Annotated in this window: 15 protein-coding genes; 12 read left to right on the top strand and 3 right to left on the bottom strand. The window is 57.9% G+C overall.

Features of this window, described 5'->3' with window-relative positions; translation table 11 throughout:
- The first annotated feature begins 67 nt into the window (after nt 1-67).
- Nucleotides 68-421 carry a hypothetical protein gene (locus ACA046_RS17395; protein WP_459028726.1) on the top strand — a complete coding sequence of 118 codons (354 nt, stop codon included), beginning with the start codon at nt 68-70 and terminating at the stop codon, nt 419-421.
- A 141-nt stretch (nt 422-562) separates the two neighbouring features.
- Here ACA046_RS17395 and ACA046_RS17390 read toward each other — a convergent pair whose 3' ends face one another.
- The 3 genes from ACA046_RS17390 to ACA046_RS17380 form a co-directional block, all read right to left on the bottom strand.
- Nucleotides 563-1,267 (bottom strand): YoaK family protein, encoded by a 705-nt coding sequence (locus ACA046_RS17390; RefSeq protein WP_497674491.1) that lies wholly within the window; start codon nt 1,265-1,267, stop codon nt 563-565.
- An 82-nt stretch (nt 1,268-1,349) separates the two neighbouring features.
- Complete coding sequence (locus ACA046_RS17385) at nt 1,350-2,984, bottom strand: ABC-F family ATP-binding cassette domain-containing protein (protein WP_497674490.1); 1,635 nt, start codon at nt 2,982-2,984, stop codon at nt 1,350-1,352.
- Between the two features lie 144 nt (nt 2,985-3,128).
- Nucleotides 3,129-4,157, bottom strand: a complete 1,029-nt coding sequence (locus tag ACA046_RS17380) for a DNA topoisomerase IB (RefSeq protein WP_459028732.1) — start codon at nt 4,155-4,157, stop codon at nt 3,129-3,131.
- 460 nt (nt 4,158-4,617) lie between these two features.
- On the opposite strand from ACA046_RS17380, the gene tssB reads away from it, so the two are divergent.
- From tssB to ACA046_RS17325, 11 genes are all read left to right on the top strand, one after another.
- Nucleotides 4,618-5,121 carry a type VI secretion system contractile sheath small subunit gene (gene tssB, locus ACA046_RS17375; protein WP_459028734.1) on the top strand — a complete coding sequence of 168 codons (504 nt, stop codon included), beginning with the start codon at nt 4,618-4,620 and terminating at the stop codon, nt 5,119-5,121.
- Between the two features lie 35 nt (nt 5,122-5,156).
- A complete protein-coding gene (tssC, locus tag ACA046_RS17370) occupies nt 5,157-6,698 on the top strand; it encodes a type VI secretion system contractile sheath large subunit (protein WP_497674489.1) in 1,542 nt (513 codons plus the stop codon).
- A gap of 24 nt (nt 6,699-6,722) precedes the next feature.
- Complete coding sequence (gene tssK, locus ACA046_RS17365; RefSeq protein ID WP_497674488.1) at nt 6,723-8,078, top strand: type VI secretion system baseplate subunit TssK; 1,356 nt, start codon at nt 6,723-6,725, stop codon at nt 8,076-8,078.
- The gene (tssL, locus tag ACA046_RS17360) at nt 8,075-8,755 is read left to right on the top strand and encodes a type VI secretion system protein TssL, short form (RefSeq protein ID WP_497674487.1); all 681 of its coding nucleotides are present in this window, start codon (nt 8,075-8,077) and stop codon (nt 8,753-8,755) included. Before tssK ends, tssL begins: the two co-directional genes overlap by 4 nt.
- A 6-nt stretch (nt 8,756-8,761) precedes the next feature.
- Nucleotides 8,762-10,489, top strand: coding sequence for an OmpA family protein (locus ACA046_RS17355; RefSeq protein WP_497677098.1), 1,728 nt, complete (start codon nt 8,762-8,764; stop codon nt 10,487-10,489).
- 15 nt (nt 10,490-10,504) lie between these two features.
- Nucleotides 10,505-10,996, top strand: a complete 492-nt coding sequence (locus tag ACA046_RS17350) for an Hcp family type VI secretion system effector (RefSeq protein ID WP_177048981.1) — start codon at nt 10,505-10,507, stop codon at nt 10,994-10,996.
- 143 nt (nt 10,997-11,139) lie between these two features.
- Nucleotides 11,140-13,797 carry a type VI secretion system ATPase TssH gene (gene tssH, locus ACA046_RS17345; RefSeq protein WP_497674486.1) on the top strand — a complete coding sequence of 886 codons (2,658 nt, stop codon included), beginning with the start codon at nt 11,140-11,142 and terminating at the stop codon, nt 13,795-13,797.
- Nucleotides 13,791-16,166: a type VI secretion system Vgr family protein gene (locus ACA046_RS17340; RefSeq protein WP_497674485.1), complete on the top strand. Its 2,376-nt coding sequence runs from the start codon at nt 13,791-13,793 to the stop codon at nt 16,164-16,166. Before tssH ends, ACA046_RS17340 begins: the two co-directional genes overlap by 7 nt.
- A 30-nt stretch (nt 16,167-16,196) precedes the next feature.
- A complete protein-coding gene (locus ACA046_RS17335) occupies nt 16,197-16,844 on the top strand; it encodes a hypothetical protein (protein ID WP_497674484.1) in 648 nt (215 codons plus the stop codon).
- Between the two features lie 2 nt (nt 16,845-16,846).
- On the top strand, nt 16,847-18,859 hold the full coding sequence (locus tag ACA046_RS17330; protein WP_497677097.1) for a glycoside hydrolase family 19 protein: 2,013 nt from the start codon (nt 16,847-16,849) through the stop codon (nt 18,857-18,859).
- A complete protein-coding gene (locus ACA046_RS17325; protein ID WP_497674483.1) occupies nt 18,856-19,647 on the top strand; it encodes a hypothetical protein in 792 nt (263 codons plus the stop codon). The genes ACA046_RS17330 and ACA046_RS17325 overlap by 4 nt, the downstream gene beginning before the upstream one ends.
- The last annotated feature ends 236 nt before the right edge of the window (nt 19,648-19,883 follow it).

The following is a 19,883-nucleotide window of genomic DNA, read 5'->3' as shown; positions in this document are numbered from 1 at the left end:
TGACGCAATTATCATTCGGTGTCGCCTGCTAATGGTACAGTCGTGTTTTTTCCAAGGAAGCTTCGGTATGCGGATGGTGGTAATTGGCGCTTTGGTACTGGTATCGCTGGCCGGTTGCGCGGGCTCGAAGATGAAAGAGGCGCGTACCGGTACGCCCTATAAAACCCTGGCCTCGGACAAGGCCCCGCTGGTGGTTGCCCAATGTATCCAGTTCGGTTGGCAGGACGAAGCGGTGTTCGGCGTGGATGCCGGTGGCTTCATGGAACCTGCGCAGGCCGGTGGCTTCACCATCTACACCACGGCAGGCGATTACTTTGTCGACGTGCGCAGCGCGGGCGCGGGTGCCAGCGTGAACTATTACGCGGCCCAGGATGACTATCCGGCCAAGCGCCGCCTCGCCGCACTGGCGACTTGTCTGTAATCCGTTGCGTTAGAAAAGTTCAGAAATGCCCTGCGGACAGCCTCGCGGGCATTGTTTTAGTATTTTCCTGCTCGCCCGGCGTGACGGCTCTTTACCGGTACAGGGACGTCGAGGCCGGAACGTCGGGCGGGCAACTCTTTTCTAGCGTGGCATATACCCCAGGTGCCAGCGCCGGGGAATCTTCAGCGACACCAGCCCCAACAGCGCCGACAGCAACCCGCTGACCAACAGCGCACGAATCCCCATCTGGTGTTCCAGCAATGCACCGATCACCGCACCGGCAAACATCCCGGCCCAGGGGATCAGTTGCACGCGCCAGCCATTGCGGCGTTCACCCAGCATCCAGCGGCCCAGCCCGCGACCAAATCGCGACAGCGCCCCCGTGACATAAGTAAGCCCCACCGGTAATCCGTTCACCTCTTCGACGGCAGCATTCAGCATGCCCATGGCGATGATCGCCGCCAGCAATGACGGCAGTTGATCGTCGAACGGCCAGGCCGCGGAACCGCACAGCAGCGTGGCGATGCACAGCAACAAAGGCAGCGCATGGCGCCGGCTGATACGGCTGACCATCACGCCCAACGCATTACCGGCGATGAACGTTGCCACCAGCAACGTCAGGCGCGCGGTGAGGCCCAGGTCGCCTTCGCTGATCGCCACGGCGAGGCGCGTGGTGTTACCGCTCATGAACGAGACAAAATCGCCGCTGGCCATGAAGCCGATGGCGTCGGTCATGCCCGCCAGCACGGAAAGGCTGGCCACCAGCATCAGCCCCACACGCCCGCGCCACTTGTGGCGATGCAACAAGGCGGCGTTGGTGTAGGGCTTCAAGGATGAAGGCAGCATGGGGCCGTGTTCCTCGGTGAGATTATCCGGCCACTACCGTAGGACGCTTTGCGTTCGGCTGCAATGACTTGGCGCAGGCGTTTCACACCGGTTCCAGGCGCCAGCCCTCGGCGTGCCATGTCAGGGTGTGGCTGGGTTTGAGTGCGGCGAGAAAAGCCGCATCGTGGGACACCGCAATCATCGCCCCGGTAAACCCTTGCAATGCCTCCTCAAAGGCGATCACCGATTGCATGTCCAGATGGTTGGTCGGCTCATCCAATAGCAGTAACTGCGCCGGCGTTTTGCGCCACAAGGCAATCGCCATGGCCGCCTTCAGGCGCTCGCCGCCGCTGAGCCGCGCCACGGGTTGCGTGACGCGCAAGGCATCCAGTTGCAGCAAGGCCAGGCGCGTACGCAGTTCGCCCTCGGCCAGCGGGGTATCGAGCAGGTTGAGCTGTTGGACGATCGAGCGCTGGTCGTCCAGCAGCGCCAGATGTTGATCGATATAGGCCGCCGGCACATGCACCGTGCACTCGCCGCTGACCGGCTGCAACTGACCCGCCAGCAGCTTGAGCAAGGTGGATTTGCCGCAACCGTTCGGCCCGTGGACCGCCACCCGCATGGGCCCCATCAGGTTGGCGCTGAGGAACGTGCTGGGTTGCTGCGGATCGAGCCAAGGCAACTGCGTGTGCTCCAGGGTCAACACCTGGCGGCCGCAGGGCACTGCGGTGCCGGGCAACGCCAGCAGGGTGGGTGTTTCATCCACCACCTGTTCGTAGGCTTTGCGCACGCGCTCATCCAACGCTTCCTTGTGTTGCTGGTGAGCACTGCGCACGGTGCTGACGATTTCGGTGGCGGCACCTTTCCAGCGGGCCTTGGTGAAGCGGTCGACGTTCGCCGTTTCGGCGTGCTTGCGCGAGCGGGCGGCATGGCGCTGGATGTCATCGTTGCTTTGTTTCAGGCGCTTGCGCTCACGGCTGCGCTCCAGCCGGGCGTGTTCGAGGCTCGCTTGGGCTGCATGTTGTTCGGTCTCGCGTTGGGCGTGAAAAGCGGCGTAGTTACCGCCGTAGACGTGGGTGCCCAACGGCGACAGCTCGACGATTCGCTGCATGCAGTTGAGCAGTTGCCGGTCATGGCTGACCACGATCAACCCGCCACGCCAGTCCGCCAGAATGCCCAGCAGCCAGTCGCGGCCTTGGCTGTCCAGGTGATTGGTGGGTTCGTCGAGAATCAACAGTTGCGGGTCGGCCAGCAGTGCGCCGATCACCGCCAGGCGGGCCAGTTGGCCGCCACTCAACTGGTCGGCGCGATCCTCGAAACCGAGCGACTGCAAACCCGCCGCGTCCAACGCCTTGCGCAGGCGCTCGGCCAGGTCCCAGCGGTCATCGATCAGTTCCAGGTCGTCGACGCGGGCTTCACCACGGGCCAGGCGATCCAGGGCGGCGAGTACCTCGGCGGTCCCGGTGGTTTGTGCGACCGTTTGGCCGGAAAAAAGGCTCAACGTCTGTGGGACATAGGCCAGCCTGGCGCAGGTCTCAAGCGTGCCGGAAGAGGGCGCCAGCCGTCCGGCGATCAGCTTGGCGAGCACACTTTTGCCCGCGCCATTACGCCCCACAATGCCGGTGGGGGTGCGATCGAAAGACAGGTTCAGGTCGTCCAGCAGGGTTTCGCCATTGGCGAACTGGAAACACACGTGTTGCAGGGAAACGAGTACAGGCAGCCGTTTGACGTCAGTCATCAGCACCTCCAAAACAATATGGCACAAGCCAACAAGCGCGCCAGGCGGCTCGTTGCGTTTACATGTTGGAAGGCTTAGTTGTTCACGTCAGCGGTCATCCCGAGATCAGAAAGGACGGGCAGGGTAACGCACTTTGGATTTTCCCTACAAGCGCTCGGCCAGTTGCTCCAGAAACATCGCCAGCCCCACTTCCTCGGCTTTCAAGCCTTTGCGCACCCGTGGCTTGGGCAGTTTCGCCAGTTCGCCCAGGCTGAAATGCTCCAGCACGGCCGGGTGGATATAACACTTGCGGCACACCGCCGGGGTGTTGCCCAGTTGCTTGGCGACGTTCTTGACCATCTCCACCACATGCTTCTTGGCGTCAGACTCCGGCTGCCATTCAAGTTCGCGCAACACCGCCAACGCCAGGGCACTGCCGGCCCAGGTGCGGTAATCCTTGGCGGTAAAATCCGCGCCGGTGAGGCTGTGCAGGTAGGCATTCACATCGGTGGAGCTGACGGTATGGCGCTCGCCGTTCTCGTCCAGGTACTGGAACAGGTTCTGCCCCGGCAACTCCAGGCAACGCTTGATCACCGTGGCCAGGCGCCGGTCCTTGACGGTGATCTGGTGCTCGATGCCGCTTTTGCCGCGAAACTGGAACAGGATCTCGCTGCCCTTGATGTCTACATGGCGGGTGCGCAGGGTGGTCAGGCCGTAGGAACGATTGTCCCGAGCGTACTGAGTGTTGCCGACGCGGATCAGCGTGGCGTCGAGCAGCATCACCACCGTGGCCAGGACCTTCTCCCGATTGAACCCGGGCGCGGCGATCTGCGCTTCCAACTGCTTGCGCAGCTTGGGCAACGCGCTGCCGAACTGTTGCAGCCGGGAATACTTGTCGGTGTCACGCACCTCACGCCAGCGTTGGTGATAACGGTACTGCTTGCGCCCACGGGCATCACGGCCGGTCGCTTGCAGGTGGCCGCGCGGGTCGGCGCAGATCCACACATCGGTATACGCCGGCGGCACTGCGAGGGCGTTGATGCGCTTGATTTCGTCGGCATCGGTTATGCGTGTGCCGTCGGCCTTGAAGTACTGGAATTTGCCCCGCAGCTTTTTCCGGGAGATCCCGGGCTGGGTATCGTCGACGTAATGCAGGTCGCGGGGCAGGTCGGCAAGCAACGCAGGATCGGGCATGGCGCAAATTCCTTGGCAGGTATTTCTGATTGACCGCAGGGTTTTGCGGTCGTGCGAATGGATTCATCTCCGTTATTTCAATTGACGGACCGACCCACAGAACCAGCACTCAGCCAGGCAATGAACATTGCAGCCGAACCCCACCGCCTCGCCGCAAACGAACTCGGTGATCAACAAAGCGCCGTATCTTTCTGCATAAGGGTTGAATGTAGGAAAGCTCCCAAGTGCGTTGTCGAAAGTTCCCTTGCATCATGTTGGGGCTAGTAAACAACATTTGAAATAATTCATTCTAGTAGTGGTGGAACTGAATGCAATTCATGTAAACGCTCATGAGTTCAAAAAAGGAATTTATGTGCTCCGGTTGGTGGGCTGTTTGTCGAATCAACAGGATGTATAAATTCCAGTCTTGATTTTGCGCCAGCATTTGCTGTCGCTAAAGTTGTCTGGAAAGGGAGAGGTTATGGCTACAAATAGTTTTCAGAGTGAGGTGCCCAAGGCGCGAGTTAATATCAAGCTCGACCTGCATACCGGTGGCGCTCAAAAGAAAGTCGAGTTGCCGCTCAAACTGATGGTTATGGGCGACTACAGCAATGGAAAAGAGCAACGCTCGCTTTCTGAGCGCGGCAAGGTCGACATTAATAAAAACAACTTTGACAGCGTGTTGGGTGAGTTTTCGCCTAGCCTGAAGTTCGCCGTCAATGACACCTTGTCCGACGATGCGTCCGACACTTGCGTCGAGCTGAGCTTCCAGAGCATGAAGGACTTTGAACCTGAGCAGGTCGCACGCCAGATACCGCAACTACGGGCCTTGCTTGCCATGCGCAATCTGCTGCGCGACCTCAAGTCCAACCTCCTGGATAACGCCACGTTTCGCCATGAGCTGGAACGCATTCTTAAGGATGACGCACTGAGCGAAGAGCTGCGAGCCGAATTGGCTGCCCTGGGGCCGCAAGAAGTCCGTTAACTGTTCTCGTCTCGTCAATAAGGAAATTAAACATCATGTCTCTAGAGCAATCATCTCAAGATCCGCAGCTGGCCAGTACCTATCATGCCAGCAGTAATCATAGTGTTTATGGAAATTTATTCGCCAAGATCAATCTTAATCCAGTGTCGGAGTTAGGTGGAATTGAGGATTTTCAAAACTCTGAAGCGTTGTCCGAGGTCTCTACTGATGAGCGAGTCACTGCGGCCGTCAGCGTGTTCCTGGGACTGCTGAAACAGTCATCGCATAAAGTAGAACGACTGGATAAAGTGCTGCTGGACGAACATATTGCCTCCCTGGATGCGCAGATAAGCCGCCAACTGGACGCAGTAATGCATCACCCTGACTTTCAGCGCGTAGAGTCAACTTGGCGTGGCGTGAAATCGTTGATAGATCAAACTGATTTTCGCCAGAATGTGCGTATCGAGTTGCTGGATATCAGCAAGGATCACTTGGTACAAGACTTCGAAGACTCACCTGAGATCGCTCAAAGCGGCCTGTATTTGCACACCTACACCCAGGAATACGACACCCCTGGGGGAGAGCCGATCGCAGCGGCCATTTCGAACTATGAGTTCAGCCGCAGCCCGCAGGATATTGCCCTTTTACGCAATATTTCCAAAGTGGCCGCAGCAGCCCACATGCCGTTCATTGGCTCGGTCGGGCCGGCTTTTTTCGGCAAGAACTCGATGGAAGACGTCGCCGCCATCAAGGATATCGGCAACTACTTTGATCGTGCCGAGTACATCAAGTGGAAGGCGTTCCGCGAGAGTGACGACTCCCGTTATATCGGCTTGCTGATGCCCCGGGTACTGGGGCGCCTGCCTTATGGTCCGGACACCGTCCCGGTCCGAAGCTTCAACTACATTGAAAGCGTGAAGGGCCCGGACCACGAAAAATACCTGTGGACCAACGCCTCGTTCGCTTTCGCCGCAAACATGGTGAAAAGCTTTATCACCAATGGTTGGTGCGTGCAGATTCGCGGCCCGCAATCGGGTGGCGCGGTGACTGAACTGCCGATTCACCTATATGACCTTGGCACTGGCAACCAGGTGAAAATCCCCTCTGAAGTGATGATCCCTGAAACCCGCGAATTCGAATTCGCCAATCTCGGTTTCATCCCGCTGTCGTACTACAAAAACCGCGACTACGCGTGTTTCTTCTCGGCGAACTCGGCGCAAAAACCGGCGCTTTATGACACCGCTGATGCAACGGCCAATAGCCGAATCAATGCCCGCTTGCCTTATATCTTCCTGCTGTCGCGCATCGCCCACTACCTCAAGCTGATCCAGCGCGAAAACATCGGGACGACCAAGGACCGCCGTTTGCTGGAGCTGGAACTGAACAAGTGGGTGGGCGGGCTCGTCACCGAAATGACTGATCCGGGGGATGACCTGCAAGCCTCCCACCCGTTGCGCGACGCCAAGGTGACGGTAGAAGACATCGACGACAACCCTGGTTTCTTCCGCGTCAAGCTGTACGCCATACCGCACTTCCAGGTCGAGGGCATGGACGTCAATTTGTCGCTGGTTTCGCAGATGCCCAAGGCAAAAGCCTAAGCCACCTCACAGGGAAATGATGTGATGAAGATCGACCGCCCCCTTTGGGCTGCGGGGGCGTTGCTGTCTCCGCAACAATTCCAGCAGCAAGCACGCTGGGAAGCTTGGACCAATGAGCAACTGGCCCATTTGTCGCTGGTGAACCCCTGGGGTGTCCTTGGAGTTGCGTTCGACGTGGCAGCGTTGCGCCTGGGTAAGCTGAAGGCGACCCTGCTGCGTGTGCGTATGCCGGATGGCACGTTGGTTGACAGCAGCCAGGTGGATCGGCTGCCTCCGGCCCTGGAGTTGGCCGACCTGCTTCGCGACGATGCTCGGAGCGCTACGCTGTTGTTGGCCTTGCCGTTGGAGCAAGGGAACGGCAACAACTGTTTGTTCGAAGGTACGAAGGCTGATCGACCGACGCGTTATCGGCAGGATTGGCGGCAAGTGCAGGACGTCTACGCAGACGAGGTTCAGTCCATCGGTGTGCTGGAGAACGTGCTGACCCTGCGTCTGGCTGACGATGAAAACGCCGATTACCTGACGTGTCCGGTCTCACGTCTGGTGCGTGACGGACAGGGCGCCTGGAGTATCGATCCTGATTACGTACCGCCATTGCTGAGTTTTGCAGCCCATCCAGGGCTGCTGACCCAGCTGGATAACCTGTTGACCCAGTTGGCAGCCAAACGTCAACGGCTGATGGGCATGCGTCGAGAGAGCAACCAGCGTATGGCAGATTTTGCCGTGGCCGATGTATCGCTGTTCTGGCTGCTCAACGCATTGAACACCTACCAGCCGGTATTGGCCGATCTCAAGGCAAACCCTGCACGGCACCCTGAGCAGGTGTACCTGGAGCTGGTCAAGTTGGCCGGCAGTCTGCTGACGTTTTCCCTTGAACACGACATCGACAAGATTCCCGCCTACCGGCATGAAGCACTGGAAAGCATATTCCCTCCGTTGATGCGCACCATCTCAACCTTGCTCGAAGCCAGCCTACCGTCACGGGTTATTGCCCTCGTACTGGAGGCGGTGGGCCCGAACCGCTGGCAAGTCGCGCTCAACGATGCACGCCTGCGTGAGCGGGACGGCGCAGACTTTTATCTCTCGGTGCGTTGCCGTATGCCTGCGGCGCAACTGCAAAGCCAGTTTCCACGGCTGTGCAAAGTGGGGGCGCCAGATGACGTTGATCGCCTGGTCAATGCTGCTCTTGATGGTGTTGCGTTGCAGCCCCTCAGTCACGTACCGGCAGCCATTCCGCTACGCCTGGAAAACCAGTACTTCGCCCTTGATCTTGGCAGCGCCAAGGGCCAATCGATGCTGGCTGACGGAAAGTGTGCCCTGTACGTACCCAGCACCTTTCTGGACATCAACCTTGAACTGTTTGCGGTACTGCGCGCATGAACCTGAACGCCTTGAAAAAACACACCTTCACTGCGCATGACCTCGACGCGTTGTTGCAAGACACTTACCTGTTGGTCGTAGAGTTGCGCCAAGGTGCTTCGCTGCAAAACAGCCCCGAATTGCCTGAACGTAGCGTAAAGCAGGTCGAACAGGTTCGACAGAGCCTCAAGGACGCCGGCGTTGGTGCGCGCAGCATCGAGCTGATCAGCTACGCCCAGTGTGCCTTGCTGGATGAGACTGCACTCGCCTTTGCCAAGGACCACGCCCATGACAAATGGGCCAGTGAACCCTTGCAGACAAAGTTCTTCAATCGCCATCAGGCTGGTGAGTTTCTGTATGAAGACATAGGCGAAGCCCTGCGTCAGCCAGCGCCTGATCTGCTGGTGCTGACGGCATTTCAACGGGTGCTGATGCTAGGTTTTCAGGGGCGGTACCGTGATGTAAATGACCCTGAGCGCGTGCAACTGCTCGCGGCCCTGAATGCACAGGTCGGCCCTTTGCAACTCAATCATGCATTGACCACGCACATCGTCGCACACCGCGTAAATCACCTGTGCTGGCTGCGTTCGGCGCTGGTCCATGTTCTGGCGGCCGGCTCGTTGCTGGTCGGTGCCTGGTGGGGGCTGGACTACTGGCTGGGCGGTTTGATCGCCACGCTTGTTCCAGTACAGGTGTGAAGCGTGATGACACTCAAGCTGACACGAGGTCTGTGGCTGTGGGCAGGAGCGCTGGCCCTGGCGCTGTTGCTGGTCGTACCGTTTGCTGGCTGGGTACGTGCAGTGCTCGCTTTTGCCGTCGTGGTGCTGGTCTACTGGGCCTGGAACCGCACGGGGGAGCGTTTTGCACAGCGCGGTCGGCAACTGATGCTGGATGGCGATACTGACTTGCCACCTGCTGGCTACCGCAAGCCCGTAGTGCTGATTTGCGGCGATGGTTTGGCGGGGCTGTTTGGCGTAGTGCCCTCGCAGCAGTTGACCCTGCGCACCACCCCGCAGGGCTGTTATGTCGGTGTGCCAGCCCTTGATCAGCTCGTGGCGGTGACCGCCAGCATCCAGGCCCTGCGTCCGGACTGGTCCGGGCAACTGAGCGTGATGTTTGTCGCCAACCCCTCGGAGCACACAGACCCAGTCGAACTGGCCGGGCAGGTGCGTGCTTTCCGTCATCAGGTCGCCCTGGTGCGCAAGCGTGGTGTTGTGTTGCCGCTGATGCTGGTGAGCTACCTGCAAGCCGCCGAAGGCGAGGGTGCCTGGTTCAGTTGGGAATCTGGTCAAGCTGGCCCTTGCGTACGTGAGAACGGTGCCTGCACCAGCCTGTCAGACTGGCAGCGACAGGCCAGTGACAGCGCAACCTACGCCGCACGCCTGTGCAGCGGCGTACAGCTAAGCAGCGCGGCGGTGTGGCTTGAGGCAACACTGCTCCCGCATCTGGAGGCCCGTAACACCGGGCATCCAGTGGCTTGCGCTATCACCCTTGTACCGGCGTTGCCTCAAGGCATCGTGGGCAACCTGTGGCAACAATGGTTGCATGCAAAAACGGGGTTGAGTGATGCCGTGCAACCGCTGGTGGGTTCCAGTCCGTCTTTGCCGTTTCCTGATCCGTTGCTGAATGTACTGCCGTTGCGAACCCGCCGCTCCCCGCGCCTTAAGGCGAGCGTCGCGGCGGTGTGGATGTTCGCGATAGCCGGTCTCGTAGCCTTGGCCAGCTCGGCTTGGCAGAACAACCTGCTGCTGCGTCAAGTCAGTGATGACCTGCGGCGTTACACCTCTGTTCCCTTCACCGAACGTCGCGACCTACCACAATTCGTCCTGCGAGAAGACGCCGTGACAGTGCTGCGCCAGGTTGCCGCGCGCCTGGACGGCTACTACCGGCAGGGCGAACCTCTGGCGTTGGGCCTGGGTTTGTATCGCGGCGAGCGGCTACGCCAGCCGTTGCTGGCGACCATCGCAGGTCACCGGCAACCGCAAGACGCCCCGAGACCCGCTGCGCTAGCCACTCAAGTGCGCCTGAACAGCCTCTCGCTGTTCGGCACCGGGAGTGCCGAACTCAAGCCGGGTTCGACCAAGGTACTGATCAACGCGCTCGTCCACATCAAGGCCCAGCCGGGGTGGCTGATTGTTATCGCCGGGCACACCGACGTGACGGGCAGCCCTGCGCAGAACCTTGAACTGTCCCGCGCCCGTGCGGCGTCGGTACGCGACTGGATGCAACGCATGGGCGACATCCCGCACAGCTGCTTCGCCGTTCAAGGCTTTGGCGCCAACCAGCCAGTAGCCAGTAATGACTCCGAAGATGGGCGTACTGCCAATCGTCGCGTCGATATCCGTCTGGTGCCGGAAGTGGGGGCCTGTCAGGCGCCTGCTGCGGAGCCAGGCAGGACAGCCTCTGTCGCATCCAGCGACATACAACCCTGAGAAAAGGAGCTTCACATGGCAATTCCCGTTTACCTCTGGCTGCAAGATGATGGCGGCGCTGAAATCAAAGGCTCCGTGGACGTACAAAAGCGCGAAGGCAGCATTGAGGTCATCGCGCAAGACCACAGCCTTTACATCCCCACCGACAACAATACCGGCAAGCTGACCGGCACTCGGGTTCACACCCCGTTCCTGTTCTCCAAGGAAATCGATGCCTCCAGCCCTTACCTGTACAAGGCGGTGACCACCGGGCAAACGCTCAAGAGTGCCGAATTCAAATGGTTTCGCATCGATGATGCGGGCCAGGAAGTCGAGTACTTCATCACCAAACTGGAGAACGTCAAGGTCGTGAAAGTCGCGCCGAAAATGCACGACGTCAAAGACCCGAGTAAGGAAAAGCACAACCATCTGGAGCAGATCGAGTTGCGCTACGAGAAGGTCACCTGGACCTACAAAGACGGCAACATCATCCACTCCGATTCCTGGAACGAACGCCAAAGCGCCTGATGCAAAAGAACCGGCAGGCACCTGTGTGCCTGCTGGTCGGCGGTGTGCAGGGTTGAGCGTCCGTTCGCGGGCGCTCAGCCAAATACATCGCGCAGCATCTTCTATCGACAATACGCCGATTACCCAGAACAGGGATGTACCCGATGGCCCACAACTCTACTCGTTTGCTTCGCCGCCTCAATCCCTATTGCGCCCAGGCACTGAGTGCAGCGGCAACCTTGTGCCAGAGCCGAGCCCATGGGCTGATCAGCATCGAACATTGGCTGCTCAAATTGCTGGAGCAGGGCGAGGGCGACCTGACCCTCATAGCCCGCCGTTACGAATGGGATATGGACGCGCTCTGGCGCGGCTTGCTCGACCACCTCGACACCCTGCCGCGCAGCGTGCAAGGCAAACCTCAGCTGTGCGGCAAGCTGCAGCAACTGATCAAGAATGCCTGGTTGCAGGCCTCCCTGAATGGCAACAACGACGCCCTGCGCTCGGCCCACCTGCTCGGCGCATTACTGGAGACGCCCAGTCTGCTGGCCTGTGACGCTGCATGGCCGCTGCTCAGCATCAGCGATACCCAATTACAGCACTTGTTTGTGCTGCTTGATCAGCACTCGGAAGAGCGCCCGCAAATGCAGCAAGACGCCGAACGGGACCGCATCGACGTGCCCGCCATATCCGGCACCGACACGTCGGACGCCTTGAAAGTCATCCTGGATAAATTTACTCACGACGTTACCGCCAAGGCCTTGGCAGGCCAGATCGACCCGGTGTTCGGCCGTGACGATGAAATTCGTCAGGTTATCGACATTCTCAGTCGGCGGCGCAAGAACAACCCGATCCTTGTGGGTGAACCCGGAGTAGGTAAAACCGCTCTGGTTGAAGGTCTCGCATTGCGTATCGTCGAGGGCAACGTCCCCGACAGCCTCAAGCGGGTCAGTGTGCGCATTCTGGACCTGGGCTTGTTGCAAGCCGGAGCGGGGGTAAAAGGCGAATTCGAGCAACGCCTGAAAAACGTCATCGACGCCGTGCAGCAATCACCCGACCCGGTGCTGCTGTTTATCGATGAAGCGCATACGCTGATCGGCGCCGGTAACCAGGCCGGTGGTGCAGACGCCGCCAATCTACTCAAACCGGCCTTGGCGCGTGGAGAACTACGCACGATTGCCGCCACCACCTGGAGCGAATACAAACAGTACTTCGAACGTGATGCCGCTTTGGAACGACGCTTCCAGATGGTCAAGGTCGACGAGCCCGACGACGCCAACGCCAGCCTGATGCTGCGCGGCCTCAAAGGCCGCTATGCCAGTCACCACGGTGTGCACATTCAGGATGCGGCGGTACTGGCAGCGGTCACGCTCTCACGGCGCTACATTACAGGGCGACAACTGCCGGACAAAGCCATCGACCTGCTCGACACCGCCAGTGCCCGGGTCCGCATGAGCCTCGACTGCGAGCCACAGGTGTTGGTGCATCTCAAAGCGCGCAAAACCGCCCTGGAGCTGGAGCGCCAGGCGCTGGAAGAAGACCAGCAACTGAGCGGCGCCCCGGTAAACGAGCGTCTGGCAATCATCGCAACGCAACGTGCCGACCTGAACCGCCAGCAAGTCGAGCTTGAGGCGCAATACCGCGACGAACTCGACCTCACCCGACAATTGCGCGATGCCCGCCAGGCAGAACCTGCGCAAGCATCCGTTTGCCTGCAACTGCAGCAGCAACTGAGCACTGCCCAAAGCAGCCAGCCCTTGCTGTCCCTTGACGTCGACGCCCGCAGCGTAGCCGAAGTCATCGCTGACTGGACGGGTGTGCCTTTGGGCAGTCTGCTCAAGGACGAGCAAGCCAACCTGTTGGAGCTGGAATACCAACTGGGTGAGCAAGTGATCGGCCAGGACGCTGCGCTCAGCGCCTTGGCCCAGCGCCTGCGCGCCGCCAAGACCGGCCTTACGGATGAAAAAGCGCCGCTCGGCGTGTTCCTGCTGGTGGGCACCAGCGGCGTCGGTAAGACCGAAACCGCCCTGGCCCTGGCCGATAAGCTGTTCGGTGGTGAAAAATCGCTGATCACCATCAACCTCTCGGAGTACCAGGAAGCCCACACCGTCAGCCAGCTTAAAGGCTCGCCTCCCGGCTATGTCGGGTACGGTCAGGGCGGCGTGCTCACTGAAGCGGTGCGCCAGCGCCCCTACAGCGTGGTGTTGCTCGACGAAGTGGAGAAGGCGCACCGCGACGTGCTCAACCTGTTCTACCAAGTCTTCGACCGAGGCTGTATGCGCGACGGCGAAGGACGGGAAATCGATTTTCGCAATACCGTGATTCTCATGACCTCCAATCTTGGCAGTGATGAACTGCAAGCGTGCCTGCAAGAGTTCCCCGGCGCGCCGGACAGCACCTTGCAGGAGTTGCTGCGCCCGATCCTGCGGGAGCACTTTCAGCCGGCCCTGCTGGCTCGCTTCCAGACGTTGATCTATCGCCCGCTGCAAGCCGACGCTCTGCAGCGCATTGTCACGATCAAGCTTGCCCAGGTGGCCACGCGCTTGCAGCGCCACTACGGGCTGGATTGCCAGATCGACGCCGCCCTCAGCGAAGCGCTGGTTGCCGCCTGCCTGCTGCCCGACACCGGCGCGCGCAACATTGACAGCCTGCTTAGCCAGCAGATCTTGCCGATACTCAGCCAACAGCTGCTGCAACGTCAGGCCGCCCGGCAAAAAACTCGCAGCGTGACGCTCGGCTATAGCGATGAGGAGGGCGTCGTCCTGCAGTTTATCGATGCCCAAGGCACGGTCTCCGCCGTTGCGATGGAGGCTCAAACATGCTGAATGAAATGCGCACTTTCTTCGACCACAGCCGCCACAAACTCACCGTTCGTGATGTTGATGCCGTGCTCGACGTTCTTGCCTTCGAGGGCACCGAAGGCCTGAGCGAACTGTTCAACTACCGGGTCGAGTTCACCTGCATCGACGGTGACATCGCTGCTGAAACAATGCTCGGTCAAAACGGCACGTTCAGCTTGTACGGCGCACCGCAAAAATCACCGATGCGCGGCTTCAACCCAACTGTTGCCAGCCCATTGCGCACGCTGCATGGCGTGGTCACCGGCTTCAAACGCCTGTCTGGCTCTGCTGATGAAGCCCGCTATGAAATCACCCTGGAACCGCACTTTGCCCTGCTGGGTCGAGGCCAACAATTTCGTATCTACCAACACCAATCAGTCCCTCAAATCGTCGAAAGCATCCTGCGCAGCCGCCACGACTTTGAAGGCCAGGACTTCTTCTTCAACCTGGTACGCGAATACCCCAAACGCGAACAGGTCATGCAATACGGCGAAAGCGACTTGGCATTCATCTGCCGCCTGCTGGCCGATGTAGGCATCTGGTACCGCTTCACCCGCGACGAACGCCTGAACATCGACGTCGTGGAGTTCCACGACGACCAACGCCACTACCAATTTAATGTCGAGCTCGCCTACCGGCCACAATCCGGCCTCAGCAGCACTGGCCAAGACGGCGCGTGGAATTTGCAATCCAGCCATCAGGTGGTGGAGCAGCGCGTCAATATCCGCACCTACCATCACCGCGTGGCCAACGCCCACTTGAACGGCGAGATCGACCAAACCCATGGCGCCCGCGGCACCTATGGCGAGGCGTATCACTACGCTGAGCCCTACACAGAAATGGGCGACCGCTACGCCCATGACGAAGACCTGCTAAGTGAAAGCGGCTATTTTTACGCCCGCTTGCGCCACGAGCGTTACCTCAACGGCCAGACCCAACTCAGCGGCGTCAGCAGCAGTGCCACCTTGGCTCCCGGCCAGGTACTCAAAATCTCCGGCGGCGCCCCGCAGGCCTTTGCCCCCGGCGCGGTGATCACGCAACTGACCACCCGCGCCGCCCGCGACCGCAGTTTCGACGTCACCTTCAAGGCCATTCCCTACTCGGAAACCGTGTGCTTTCGCCCACAGCTGAAAGACAAACCGCAAATCGCCGGCACCGTCCCGGCCCGGGTCACCAGCCCGCAGGCCAACGACCCTTACGCCGAAATCGACCTGGAAGGGCGCTACTGCGTGAACTTCCTGTTCGACCGCGACACCTGGAAACCCGGCCAGGAAAGTATGTGGCTGCGCCTGGCCCGCCCGTACGCTGGCGACACCCATGGCCTGCACCTGCCGCTGATTGCCGGTACCGAAGTGGCCATCGCGTTTGAACAAGGCGACCCGGACCGTCCCTACATCGCTCACGCCTTGCACGACAGCCAACACGTGGATCACGTGACCTTGCGCAACTACAAACGCAACGTGCTGCGCACACCGTCGAACAACAAGTTGCGCATGGACGACACGCGGGGGCAGGAGCACGTAAAGCTCAGTACTGAGCACAGTGGTAAGAGCCAGTTAAATCTTGGGCATTTGGTGGATGCCCAGCGCCAGCCACGAGGTCAGGGCGCGGAGTTGCGCACCGATGGTCATGCCGCCATCCGCGCTGGCAGCGGCATCTTCATCAGTGCTGACGTACAGCCTAAAGCTCAGGGACAAATGCTTGAAATGAGCGCGGCGCTGGCTCGGTTGCAGCAGGCTGGTGATCAATTGGACTGGTTGTCGGTGGATGCTCAGGCCGCCAACGCCGACCCAGCGGATGTGCAGGCGCAAATCAATCTGCTCAAGCAAGGTCTTGAGCAACTCCAGTCATCAGTATTACTGCTCAGCGCTCCCGACGGCATCTGCGCCACCAGCGGTAAACACCTGCAATTGGCCGCGCAAAATAACCTGATGATCAACGCCGGAGCCGAGGCGGATATCAGCGTGATCAAGCGCTTGTTCATTGGCGTGGGGCAGGGGGTAAGTCTGTTTGTGCGCAAGCTGGGCATCAAGCTGATCGCCAATCAGGGGCCGGTAAAGGTCCAGGCACAAAACGACACGCTGGAACTGATGGCCCGTCATGGCTTATCGATCATCAGCACCGAAGACGAAATTCGCATCGTCGCGAAGAAGAAAATCACCCTCAATGCCGGTGGCAGCTACATCACGCTCGATCAGAGCAGCATCGAATCCGGAACCTTGGGGGACCACAACATTAAGGCGGCGCACTTCGACTTCCTAGGCCCCGCCCAACAAATCATGGGTATGCCAAAGCCTCCTCAATTAGCCGAGCACAAATCCAAGTCCCAAGGGCTTACGGATTTCTCTGGCTGATCCCTTTGTAATCCACGAGTGAGTCACCCCATGGCCAACATGTTCTCTCAGCTATTTAACCTCTTCGGTCCTGGCCGAAAGGCACCGATTTATGTACCGGAGCCATCGCCGCCTCGGACTCCACTGTCACCGCCTGTCGAGTCTGCGGCACCTGCACAAACGCTGCCGCCAATGAAAAACTGGAGCCACCCCTTCAAGGACAAGAGCAACCCATTGCTGCAATTAACCCAACTGGCCAAAGCTGCGGCGGGTTACTACCCATTGGGCCGTAATGGTCTTTGGCACGGCGGGGTGCATTTCGACAGTGGCACCGCTGGCACCCTGGAACAACAATCCAGCGTGCATTGCCTGGCGGATGGCGAAGTGGTGGCGTATCGCATTGACGAGCACTCACCGACCACGACCTACTTTGTCGATGAACTGTGCATACCAAAGCCCTTTTCACGCAATTTTGTATTGGTACGCCATCGCCTTGAAGCACCGAAGATTGAGGGCAGCACAGACGTACCACCCAGCCTGATCTTTTATAGCCTGTGTACATGCACCTGCAGGATTGGGCGATTTATCGGGATGATGCGTCCGTCCCTCGTCCGGCGTTTTGGCCCGACTCAGAGACCCGGCGGGTCAAGGCAACCGCAAGAGAAGTACATGTCAGATTTCCAGGAGAGCGGGGTTTGAGAGTGTACGGCCGACCACGCTCAGCCGATGCACTCGTTCTCTTGCCCCAAGGTGCGCACGTAACGGTCAGTGGGGAAGGTGAATACCGCAAGTTAAAGAACACCAACGGGCCCGACATTCTGAAAAATGCCGATGGTTCGTTAAGTGGCTATGTTTCCTCTGAGCATTTAGAACTCATTGCCGGGGATGAGTATCGGGTCAACGTAAATTTCACCCTCAACGTCCGCGCCGAGGCGAACGCCAACAGCCAACGCCTTATGCAACTGCCCGATGGCACGGAAATCACTGTAAGCGGTGAGGGCAAATTTCGAAAACTTGAGCGAGTAAGTCAGTACGTTCATTTCGACTCACTGGAGGGCGAGCGCGAACCGATGGCTGACCGGGTCGTGGTTCTCGACCAACCCATAGCGATCAAGGCTGGCGATTTAATCGGTCACGTAGGTGAGTATCAAGACAATGGCGCCGAGCACCCGGAAAAGAAGCTGCACCTGGAAGTGTTCAGCGCCGACCGTTTTTCGCCATTTATCGAAGCCAGCCGCGCCTGGGCACAGCGACTGCCCGCCACTGGTAACACCTGGCTGAAACTTGCCAAGGGCACCGCAGTAGTCGCGCATCAGGAGCGATTCAGCACCCAGCACCCGCCGTCAGCGAGCGCGGTCAGCACACCCAGCGACGCCGATCTATTGGTGCCTAAGAGTTTGATCGATGGCCTGTCTGCCGAGAACAAAATCGTGATCGCGGCGACGGTCGAACGAAAAGCCTGCAGCTGGTACCGGCTTGATGGACTGTTGCATGACGCTAACGGCACGTTGCTTGAGGGTTGGGTACGCGAAGAGGTGGGGGTTACTCCCTGGGTTAATCCCTGGTCGTGGGAGGGTTACGACGTCATCTTCAACTTCGATTCTCCTCGGCAAACCCTGGCTTCGTTTTTTCGCGCAGTTGGTCGTTTTAGTGAGGAACAACTCGAACGTCATGGCCGCTTGGCCGACTTATCGGATACAGGGCCGATGAAGAGTCGCTTGTACGACATCATCGACCGCGACCGTAATGGACACATAACCGCCGAAGAGTTGAACGATGCGATGAAGCTTCCAGCGCACGCGCAGTCGCTGTCGCAACTGATCATCCACTATGAAAGCGAGTGGCGGCATGAGCCCCATAAGTGGGACGCGCTGGATGAAGTGATTGGTCATAGTGGCTCGACACCACTGTTGAACTGGTTGGCGGAGAAAGAGCGGATCAAAGAGATCAGTTGGTGGAATGAAGTGGCACCGGGGGTTGGGTTGCCGGCGCATGGGCAGGTTTATCACTTGCATCCGGTTGGGTTGGCCGGGCGGTTTAGAACTAATGATAGGAGAATTACGGTAGAACTATTGGAAAAGGTAACGGGTAAATCGGGTAACTGGTTTACTGGGAGGGGGGGAGGGCGTACGTTTGTTAGAGAGTTTGAAGAGAAATGCCCAGGGGTATATAAGTATGATAAATATAAATTTGTTAATCAGCTGAATGATGCTCTTGAACGATATGGGATAATAACTGCCCACCAACAAGCGCACTTTATTTCTCAGTGCTTTCATGAGTCCGCTGCTTTTGAGACGACAGTGGAGTTTGCAACTGGTATACAGTACGACCCCGGTAAACATGCGAGTGCTATTAAGAATGGGAATACAAAAGTAGGTGATGGTCCAAAGTACAAAGGGAAAGGACTAATTCAGCTTACGTGGAAAAATAACTACATTTCGTATTCTGATTACAGAGGGGTCGACTTTGTGAGCTTTCCGAATTTAATTGCTGAGGATATGTTTAATGCAATAGATGTTTCATGCTGGTATTGGCGGCGTAAAGGAGCGATCAGTAGGAAGCATAATGCACAGGGAGATATTAATATTTTGATAAATGCTGAGCCCAGTAACGTTAAGCTTGTGACTTTAGCCGTAAACGGAGGGGATAATGGCCTTCATGACCGTATAGAAATATTCGAGTCAATACGAAAAGAGTGGAGACTCGCGCTGTGAAAATAAAAAATCTTATCGCGGTGACAAAGTTCTTGTCGTTCATCTGTATTTTTTCGAGCATGGCTTATGCTGGCGGCTTACCACCTGCGCTAAAAGTAGAGAGTTCACACCCTCCTGTGCTGTCTGTTTTGGATCAAGGCGTGTCATATGGTTTGTCGCTACCTACAGCTTTCGTGACTGAAGTTGAGGGTGTATACGATGAAGTGCATATTGAGGATCTGACTGGTGATGGGATTGGGGAGGTGATTTTTCGCCTAGTGGGTGAGGGAGTAAATTCTTGTTCGAAGATATTGTATTACAATAGCTCGGATCGCTCCTTGAAGGAGTTGGTTTTTAAACGAGGCGGACTTTGTAATTTTAAAGTTCAGAATGGTTATGTTATCAGCTCTTATAGAGATGGTGCGATTTGGGTTGAGGATATATATATTGTTAACGATGGGAGGGCTGATATACACATTTCGGACCGGTGCGTTGGTTGTGGTGAGGTTCGTCGGGTCGAGTATCGCTGGGACGGCTCGTCTATAGGGTATTTAGTGTCTGATAATGTTGGTTTTGAGAAACGTGCGCCGTTAGTAAGTAAGGTGATCTCATCTCAGGCTAAGATTTTTTCTACTCCAGGAGCGGCTCATTCAACAAAAAAATATTTGATACGTGGTGATAGGATTACTTTCTTAGGGTTCGAAAATGTTCTCGGTGAAGATTGGGCTGAATTTAGATTTTTGGGAGAAAAAACTACGACTGTGGGATGGTTGAGATGTAGGGATCTTTCTGGATGTAGTAAGTTTTAGCGCATGGTTTAATGGTTATGCTTTGCTACGTCACATAGCGAATGCTAGAAAAATGATTAAAATACTTTCGATCATCTTATGTCTTGTGGTTTCGATCACGAACGCTGCTCCGAATGATCGTCTGTATAACGAAATCGCCTCCAGTCGAGCTTATCCATGAATAGATGCGCATGGAGTACTGACGTGTTTTGTCTATATGGAAACAGCCGAGCAATATGTCGGGCAGTTGCCGCGCG

It is taken from the genome of Pseudomonas sp. LBUM1641 (assembly GCF_059716235.1).
The sequence above is the reverse complement of the archived record's forward strand: the minus strand, read 5'-3'. Positions and strand labels throughout refer to the sequence as shown.

What these genes read in the sequence shown, in the direction of transcription:
- ACA046_RS17395 (WP_459028726.1), top strand. Translation starts at nt 68, where the DNA reads ATGCGGATGGTGGTAATTGGCGCTTTGGTACTGGTATCGCTGGCCGGT.
- ACA046_RS17390 (WP_497674491.1), bottom strand. Translation starts at nt 1,267, where the DNA reads ATGCTGCCTTCATCCTTGAAGCCCTACACCAACGCCGCCTTGTTGCAT.
- ACA046_RS17385 (WP_497674490.1), bottom strand. Translation starts at nt 2,984, where the DNA reads ATGACTGACGTCAAACGGCTGCCTGTACTCGTTTCCCTGCAACACGTG.
- ACA046_RS17380 (WP_459028732.1), bottom strand. Translation starts at nt 4,157, where the DNA reads ATGCCCGATCCTGCGTTGCTTGCCGACCTGCCCCGCGACCTGCATTAC.
- tssB (WP_459028734.1), top strand. Translation starts at nt 4,618, where the DNA reads ATGGCTACAAATAGTTTTCAGAGTGAGGTGCCCAAGGCGCGAGTTAAT.
- tssC (WP_497674489.1), top strand. Translation starts at nt 5,157, where the DNA reads ATGTCTCTAGAGCAATCATCTCAAGATCCGCAGCTGGCCAGTACCTAT.
- tssK (WP_497674488.1), top strand. Translation starts at nt 6,723, where the DNA reads ATGAAGATCGACCGCCCCCTTTGGGCTGCGGGGGCGTTGCTGTCTCCG.
- tssL (WP_497674487.1), top strand. Translation starts at nt 8,075, where the DNA reads ATGAACCTGAACGCCTTGAAAAAACACACCTTCACTGCGCATGACCTC.
- ACA046_RS17355 (WP_497677098.1), top strand. Translation starts at nt 8,762, where the DNA reads ATGACACTCAAGCTGACACGAGGTCTGTGGCTGTGGGCAGGAGCGCTG.
- ACA046_RS17350 (WP_177048981.1), top strand. Translation starts at nt 10,505, where the DNA reads ATGGCAATTCCCGTTTACCTCTGGCTGCAAGATGATGGCGGCGCTGAA.
- tssH (WP_497674486.1), top strand. Translation starts at nt 11,140, where the DNA reads ATGGCCCACAACTCTACTCGTTTGCTTCGCCGCCTCAATCCCTATTGC.
- ACA046_RS17340 (WP_497674485.1), top strand. Translation starts at nt 13,791, where the DNA reads ATGCTGAATGAAATGCGCACTTTCTTCGACCACAGCCGCCACAAACTC.
- ACA046_RS17335 (WP_497674484.1), top strand. Translation starts at nt 16,197, where the DNA reads ATGGCCAACATGTTCTCTCAGCTATTTAACCTCTTCGGTCCTGGCCGA.